Below are 7,015 nucleotides of genomic sequence, written 5' to 3'. Positions count from 1 at the left end.
ACAGCCCAAGTGACTGATCGCAAGGGAGCGCTTGCGGCCTTCAAGCGCTGCAAGCGCTCGCTGGGGCGGGTGCAAAGTGTGCTGACGGACAGCGGTTACACAGGCGAGCCCTTCGCGCAAGGCGTCAAGGACATCCTGGGTGAGCATGTGACGGTGCAGATCGCCAAGAGAAGCGAGTTGCACACCTTCAAGGTCATGCCCAAGCGCTGGGTGGTTGAGCGCAGCTTTGCTTGGCTGGACAAGAATCGGCGGCTATGGAAGAACTGTGAGCGATGGCTCAACACCAGCTTACAGTTCGTCCACTTGGCGTTTCTGGCTCTGCTACTCAGAAGATCGTAAACACGTTCTTAGAGCGTGTTTACGATCTCTTCCCCGACAATCCTAGGGTGAAGAGAAAGCCGTACCCAAGCGACGTCAGTCGAGAGAAGTTTGCCGAGATAGAGCCGCTGCTGCGTAGCGTTCGGCGCAGCACCAAACCGATCAAGCTCGATCTATACGAGGTGTTCTGTGCAGTGCTGTACCTGCTTCGCACGGGTTGTCAGTGGCGCTATCTGCCGCCGCAGTTCCCCAAGTGGCACAACGTCTATGCGTACTGGCGCAAGTGGAGCGAGCCTGACCAGCACGGAGTGAGCGTGCTGGAGCAGGCTTTAAAAAAATCAGGTTGGCGCGGCCCGCGAGAGACTGGGGCGCAACGCCTGCAGCGCGTTCTTGATCGTGGACGCGCAGAGCGTCAAGAACGCTGACACAGCGGGCTTCAAAGGCTACGACGCAGGTAAGAAAGTCTCGGGTATCAAGCGACACATCGCGGTGGACACTCAGGGGCTACCCCATGCCGTGACGGTAACCACAGCCGAAGTGACGGATCGCAAAGGAGCGCTTGCGGCATTCAAGCGCTGCAAACAGTCGCTGGGGCGGGTGCAAAGTGTGCTGACGGACAGCGGCTACACAGGAGCGCCCTTCGCCCAAGGCGTCAAGGACATCCTGGGTGAGCATGTGACGGTGCAGATCGCCAAGAGAAGCGAGTTGCACACCTTCAAGGTCATGCCCAAGCGCTGGGTGGTTGAGCGCAGCTTTGCTTGGCTGGACAAGAACCGGCGGCTATGGAAGAACTGTGAGCGATGGCTCAACACCAGCTTACAGTTCGTCCACTTGGCGTTTCTGGCTCTGCTACTCAGGAGATCGTAAACACGCTCTTAGAACGTGTTCACGATCTTACCGGCATGGGCCCCCATGGCAGGCTTTCGCATAAGCACATAGCCATCGGTTCGTTCAGCCCCCGGACGCGCGCCGACACAATGGCCCGGCTCGCCCCGGCACCCCGCGCGGCCGCACCACCCACCCGAACCGTTCCTGAAGGCAACCAAGCCATGAAGATCGAGACCCTCGCCGTCCACGCCGGCCAGACGCCGGACCCCACGACCCGCTCCGTGGCCGTGCCCATCTACCAGACCGTCGCCTATGCCTTCGACAGCGCCCAGCACGGGGCGGACCTGTTCGACCTGAAGGTGCCCGGCAACATCTACACGCGCATCATGAACCCGACCAACGACGTGCTGGAAAAGCGCGTCGCGGCGCTGGAGGGCGGCATCGCCGCGCTGGCCCTGGCCTCGGGCATGGCGGCCATCACCTACGCCATCCAGACCATCGCGGAGGCGGGCGACAACATCGTCTCGGCCGGCACGCTCTACGGCGGCACCTACAACCTCTTCGCCCACACGCTGCCGCGCCAGGGCATCACCACGCGCTTCGCCGATCCGCGCGATCCGGCGGGCTTCGCCCGGCACATCGACGCGCGGACCAAGGCGGTGTTCGTCGAATCCATCGGCAACCCGCTGGGCAACGTGACCGACATCGCCGCGCTGGCGAAGGTGGCGCACGACCACGGCGTGCCGCTGATCGTGGACAACACCGTGCCCAGCCCCTACCTGCTGCGCCCGATCGAGCACGGCGCCGACATCGTGGTGCACTCGCTCACCAAGTACCTGGGCGGCCACGGCAACAGCATCGGCGGCGCCATCGTGGACAGCGGCAAGTTCCCCTGGGCCCGGCACAAGGAACGCTTTCCGCAGCTCAACGAGCCCGACCCGAGCTACCACGGCGTGGTCTACACCGAGGCGCTGGGCGAGGCGGCCTTCATCGGCCGCGCGCGCGTGGTGCCGCTGCGCAACACGGGCGCCGCGCTCGCGCCGCACAGCGCCTTCCTGATCCTGCAGGGCATCGAGACCCTGGCCCTGCGCATGGACCGCATCTGCGAGAACGCGCTGGCCATCGCGCATTTCCTGCAACAGCACCCCAAGGTGGCGGACGTGCGCTACGCCGCCCTGCCCGACCACCCCGACCACGCGCTGGTGCAGCGGCAGCTGGGCGGGCGGGCCTCGGGCATCCTGTCGTTCACGCTGCGCCCGGCCCCGGGCGACGACCCGCGCACGGCCGGCGCGCGGTTCCTGGACGCGCTGCAGCTCTTCACGCGGCTGGTGAACATCGGCGACGCGCGCTCGCTCGCCACGCACCCCGCCTCCACCACCCACCGCCAGCTCGGCCCCGCGGAACTCGCCCAGGCCGGCGTGAGCGAGGGCATGGTGCGCCTGTCGGTGGGCATCGAGCACATCGACGACCTCACGGCCGACCTCGCGCAGGCGCTGGACGCGGCCTGACCCGGCGGGACGGGGGTGGCCAGCGCCGCGCCGGCCCCGCCCGTGGGCGAGAGGCACGGGGCCCACTCCCGGGCGCCCGGCTTCGCCGGGGACACCGTTCGAAGGGTTTTGGGCTCCACGTCGCCGGTTTTGCTATCAAGTTTGCTATTTATTCAATAGCAAACAGGCATCCCCGCGCCGCAGGCCCCCGCGCGCGGGCCCGCAGGCATGGCACGAACGCCGCCCGCCCCGCAGGCACCCGCCGAGCACCCCTTGCGCGGTCATGCCATTAGGCGGAATCTGAAAACAATCCCCCTAGAATCCGCGCGCCAGGGCGCGTGGCCAGCGCGCGCGGCACTCCCTCAACCCGCCCCAGCGAACCCCGCCATGTCCCAGCCCGCCTCCGCACGCATCCTCTCCCACGCCCCCGGCTCGGCCCCCCTGAGCGACGAAGCACTGCAGGCCATTGAAGCCCGCCTGCGAGCGGCCGGCGACCTGCCCGGCGCGCCCGTGGCGCAGCAGATCGAGCTGCTGCACGCCTTCGCGGCCCTGGACGTCGGCCGCTTCCTGCTGCAGAACCACGGGCTGGACGCGCACTGGACCCACGAGGTCGTCACCTATACGCCCGACGGCCCCCGGGGCCGCGCGGCGGGCGCCCTGGAACGCCGCATCTTCGAGACGCTGCCCACCGTGCTCGCCACCCGCGAGCGCTTCGGCATCTTCCGCGCGCAACTGCAGCAGCACGTGCGACCCGGCGCGCGCATGGCGTCCGTGCCCTGCGGCCACATGGGCGAGTTGCTGCTGCTCGACCACGGCGCGGCGCCCGATGCCGCGATCGTGGGCATCGACCTCGACGCGGGCGCGCTGCAGGGCGCGGAAGCGCTCGCGCGGGAGCGCGGGCTCGCGGACCGCGTCACGCTGCGGCAGGAAGACGCCTGGCAGCTTCCGCCGTCGGCGGATTTCGACGTGCTGGCCAGCAACGGCCTCAACATCTACGAGCCCGACGACGCGCGCGTCACCGCGCTCTACCAGCGCTTCCACGGCGCGCTGCGCCCCGGCGGCACGCTGGTGACCAGCTTCCTCACCCCGCCGCCCGGCCTCTCGCCCGAATCGCCCTGGGACATGGCCCGGCTCGATCCGCAGGCGCTGGCCTTCCAGCAACTGCTCTTCATGCGCCTCATCGAGGCGCGCTGGAGCGCGCTGCGCACGCACGCCACCACGCGCGGCCAGCTGGAAGCGGCCGGGTTCACCGACATCACCTTCATCGACGACCGGGCAAGGCTCTTTCCCACGGTGGTGGCCCGCAGGCCGGGCTGACCGCAGGCGCCCCGCCAGCTTCCGCACCCGGGGCCTGGCCCCGGGCGGCAGCGCCCGACGTCCCCCGCGCACTCGCGCATGGCCCGATGGATCTCTTGCCGGTACGGTTTCGCACGCTCAGAGCACACCCATGGACTCCCTCACCCAGATCGCCCTCGGCTCCGCCGTCTCCCTCGCAGTCATGGGGCGGCGCACCGCCGCCTGGAAAGCCGCCCTCTGGGGCGCGTTGGCCGGCACGGTGCCCGACCTGGATGCGCTCATCGACCATGGCGACGCCATCGCCAACATGGTGCGGCACCGCGCCGAGAGCCACGCGCTGCTGTACCTGTCGCTCGTCTCCCTGCCGCTCGCCGGGCTGGCGGCCCGGCTGCACGGCGAGACCGGTCTCTGGCGCCGCTGGTGGCTGGCGATGTGGCTCGCCCTGGTCACCCACCCGCTGCTGGACTGGATGACGGTGTACGGCACGCAGCTGCTGCGCCCGTTCACCGACCAGCCCTATGCCGTGGGCAGCATCTTCATCATCGATCCGCTCTACACCGTGCCGCTCATCGTGGGCGTGGTGGCCGCGCTGGCCGTCTCCGAGGAGCGCGGCCTGCGCTGGAACACCGTGGGGCTGGTGCTGAGCTCGGTCTACCTCGCGTGGAGCGTGGCGGCCCAGCAGCACGTGGCGAAGGTCGCGCAGGCCTCCCTGGAGGCCTCCGGCTGGCCCACCGACCACGTGCTGGTCACGCCCACCCCGTTCAATACCCTCGCCTGGCGCGTGCTGGCCGTCTCCCCGGACCAGTACGCCGAAGGCTTCTATGCGTTCGCCGACGGCGATACCGCCATCCGCTTCACCATCCATGACCGGGGAGAAGCGCTCATCGCCCGCTTCGGCAGCCAGGCGCCGGTGCAGCGCGTGGCGCGGTTCAGCCACGGCTTCTTCCGCATGCGCGAGCAGGACGGCCACCTCCAGCTCACCGACCTGCGCATGGGCCAGGAGCCGTCCTACACCTTCCACTTCGACCTGGGCACGCCGCAGGATCTTCTCTCGGGCCATGGCCGGATCACCCAGCAATGGCAGCGCCCCGATCCGGCCACCGCGCTGCCCGCCCTGTGGCGCCGCATCCAGGGCCACCGTGGCGGCGACGGTCCCTTCGGCACCCCGGCCCCCTGAGAACGTGTTCACGTTCTGAGATCGTCACGTTTTTGTCACAAATTCCCCCGCAAGCGGAGAATGCCGCGCACTGGCGGGGCCGAAAACCGCCAGAACATGGCAAGCTCCGCACATGCCCCGATCCCCTGAACGCCCCGCCGCCGCAGCGCCCGCCTCACCGGCGTCCCCGCCCACGCAGGGCGCGCACGGCCCGCGGCTGCGCGCACTGGTCATCGGGTTCCTGCTGCTGGCCCTGACCACGACCTGGGTGCTTGTCACCATGGCGCTGCACATCAAGTGGCAAGACGCCATGGAAGCCGAGGAGCGCCAGAACGGCAACCTGGCCCGCGTGCTGCAGGAACAGACCGTGCGGGTGCTCACCACGGTGGACCAGGCCACGCTGCGCGTGGCCGGCGAAGTCAACAACGGCGAATTCACGGCGGACGACTACGTCCTGTTCGCCAACGAGACCGGCCTGGTCCCGGACATCCTGACGCAGCTCTCCGTGGTGGGGCCGGACGGCCGCTTCGTGGGCAGCAACATCGATCCGGCGGGCGAGAAGAGCCTGTCGGTGGACCTGAGCGAGCGCGAACACATCCGCGTGCAGTTGGAGCCCGACAGCTTGCCGCAGGCCCAGATGCAGTTTTCGGACTCGGGCCTGTTCGTGGGCAAGCCGGTGCTGGGCAAGGTGTCGAGCAAGTGGACCGTGCAGCTCAGCCGCCCCATCCGCAATGCCAGCGGCTACCTGCACGGCGTGGTGGTGGCGTCCCTCAACCCGGGCTATTTCGAGAAGGTGTATGCCGACGTGGACATCGGCGCCCAGGGCTCGGTGCTCCTGATCGGCAACGACTTCAACGTGCGCGCGCGGGTCGTGGGCGGGCTCTCGGAGGGCATGGGCCTGGCCCTCGACTTTCCGGACGACCACCCCCTGCACCACCTCGACACCGTGCAGGGCTCGTTCCAGCGCGTCAGCCGCATCGACGGGATCGAGCGCATCTCGGCCTTCCACCGCATCAAGGGCTACCCGCTCAGCGTCGTGGTCTCCACCACCACGGACGCCGCGCTCGCGGAGTGGAAGACCATGCGCAACCTCGCCGTGGTGTTCGCGGGCCTGTTCTCCATCGCGCTCGTCGCCATCGGGCTGGGCTTCCTGAACGGCGTGCGCCAGCTCGAACGCAAGAACCAGGAGCTGGCCGTGAGCGAGGCCCAGGCCCAGTCGGCCAACCAGGCCAAGAGCGAGTTCCTCACGGCCATCTCGCACGAGCTGCGCACCCCGCTCACCAGCATCCACGGCTTCGCGGAACTGATGGAGCTGCGCCTGGAGCAGCCCGCCTACCGCGAGGCGGCCGGCCTGATCCGCAAGGCGGCGGAACACCTGAACACGCTGCTGTCGGAAATCCTGGACCTCGCCAAGGTCCAGGCGGGCGCCATGCCCATCGTCTGGGGCGAGCACGGCGTGCGCGAACTGGTCCAGACCACGACCGACCTCTTCGCCATCTCGGCCGCGCAAAAAGGACTCACCCTGGAGACGCACATCGCGCCCGAGGTGCCCGAAACGCTGCGGTGCGACGGGCTGCGGCTCAAGCAGATCCTGAACAACCTGCTGAGCAACGCCTTCAAGTTCACGGAGCGGGGCGGCGTGCGGCTGGAGGTGGACACGGTGGGCCGCGTGGTGCGCTTCCACGTGATCGACACCGGCCCCGGCATTCCCTCCGAGGTGCAGGACATCATCTTCGAGAAGTTCCGCCAGGGCCATGCGAACGTAAGCACCCAGCACGGGGGCACGGGCCTGGGACTGGCGCTGTCCCGCTCGCTGGCCGAACTCATGGGCGGCCGGCTGACCGTGGTCTCCGGCCTCGGCCGGGGCGCGCGCTTCACGCTGGAATTGCCGCAGCGGCCGAACCTGACGGCCGGCGGCCGCTGAGGTGCC

Annotated in this window: 6 protein-coding genes; all 6 read left to right on the top strand. The window is 68.8% G+C overall.

The genetic code is table 11. The annotated features are described in order from the left end of the window. On the top strand, positions 1-339 hold a 339-nt coding region (locus AX018_RS18705; RefSeq protein WP_146749365.1), incomplete at its 5' end, for a transposase. Between the two features lie 47 nt (positions 340-386). After that, positions 387-1,185, top strand: a protein-coding gene (locus AX018_RS18700) for an IS5 family transposase (protein WP_434803143.1) whose coding sequence is annotated in 2 segments (ribosomal slippage) — positions 387-650 and positions 652-1,185 — 798 coding nt in all. Because the reading frame shifts where the segments join, the coding sequence is not laid out codon by codon here. 182 nt (positions 1,186-1,367) lie between these two features. Beyond that, the gene (locus AX018_RS18695) at positions 1,368-2,654 is read left to right on the top strand and encodes an O-acetylhomoserine aminocarboxypropyltransferase/cysteine synthase family protein (RefSeq protein ID WP_111880398.1); all 1,287 of its coding nucleotides are present in this window, start codon (positions 1,368-1,370) and stop codon (positions 2,652-2,654) included. 366 nt (positions 2,655-3,020) lie between these two features. Further along, positions 3,021-3,950 (top strand): SAM-dependent methyltransferase, encoded by a 930-nt coding sequence (locus AX018_RS18690; protein ID WP_111880395.1) that lies wholly within the window; start codon positions 3,021-3,023, stop codon positions 3,948-3,950. Between the two features lie 130 nt (positions 3,951-4,080). Beyond that, positions 4,081-5,106 (top strand): metal-dependent hydrolase, encoded by a 1,026-nt coding sequence (locus AX018_RS18685; RefSeq protein WP_111880393.1) that lies wholly within the window; start codon positions 4,081-4,083, stop codon positions 5,104-5,106. A gap of 112 nt (positions 5,107-5,218) precedes the next feature. Beyond that, a complete protein-coding gene (locus AX018_RS18680) occupies positions 5,219-7,009 on the top strand; it encodes a sensor histidine kinase (protein ID WP_111880390.1) in 1,791 nt (596 codons plus the stop codon). Positions 7,010-7,015: the final 6 nt, after the last annotated feature.

It is taken from the genome of Paracidovorax anthurii (assembly GCF_003269065.1).
Classification (GTDB): Bacteria; Pseudomonadota; Gammaproteobacteria; order Burkholderiales; family Burkholderiaceae_C; genus Paracidovorax; species Paracidovorax anthurii.
The sequence above is the reverse complement of the archived record's forward strand: the minus strand, read 5'-3'. Positions and strand labels throughout refer to the sequence as shown.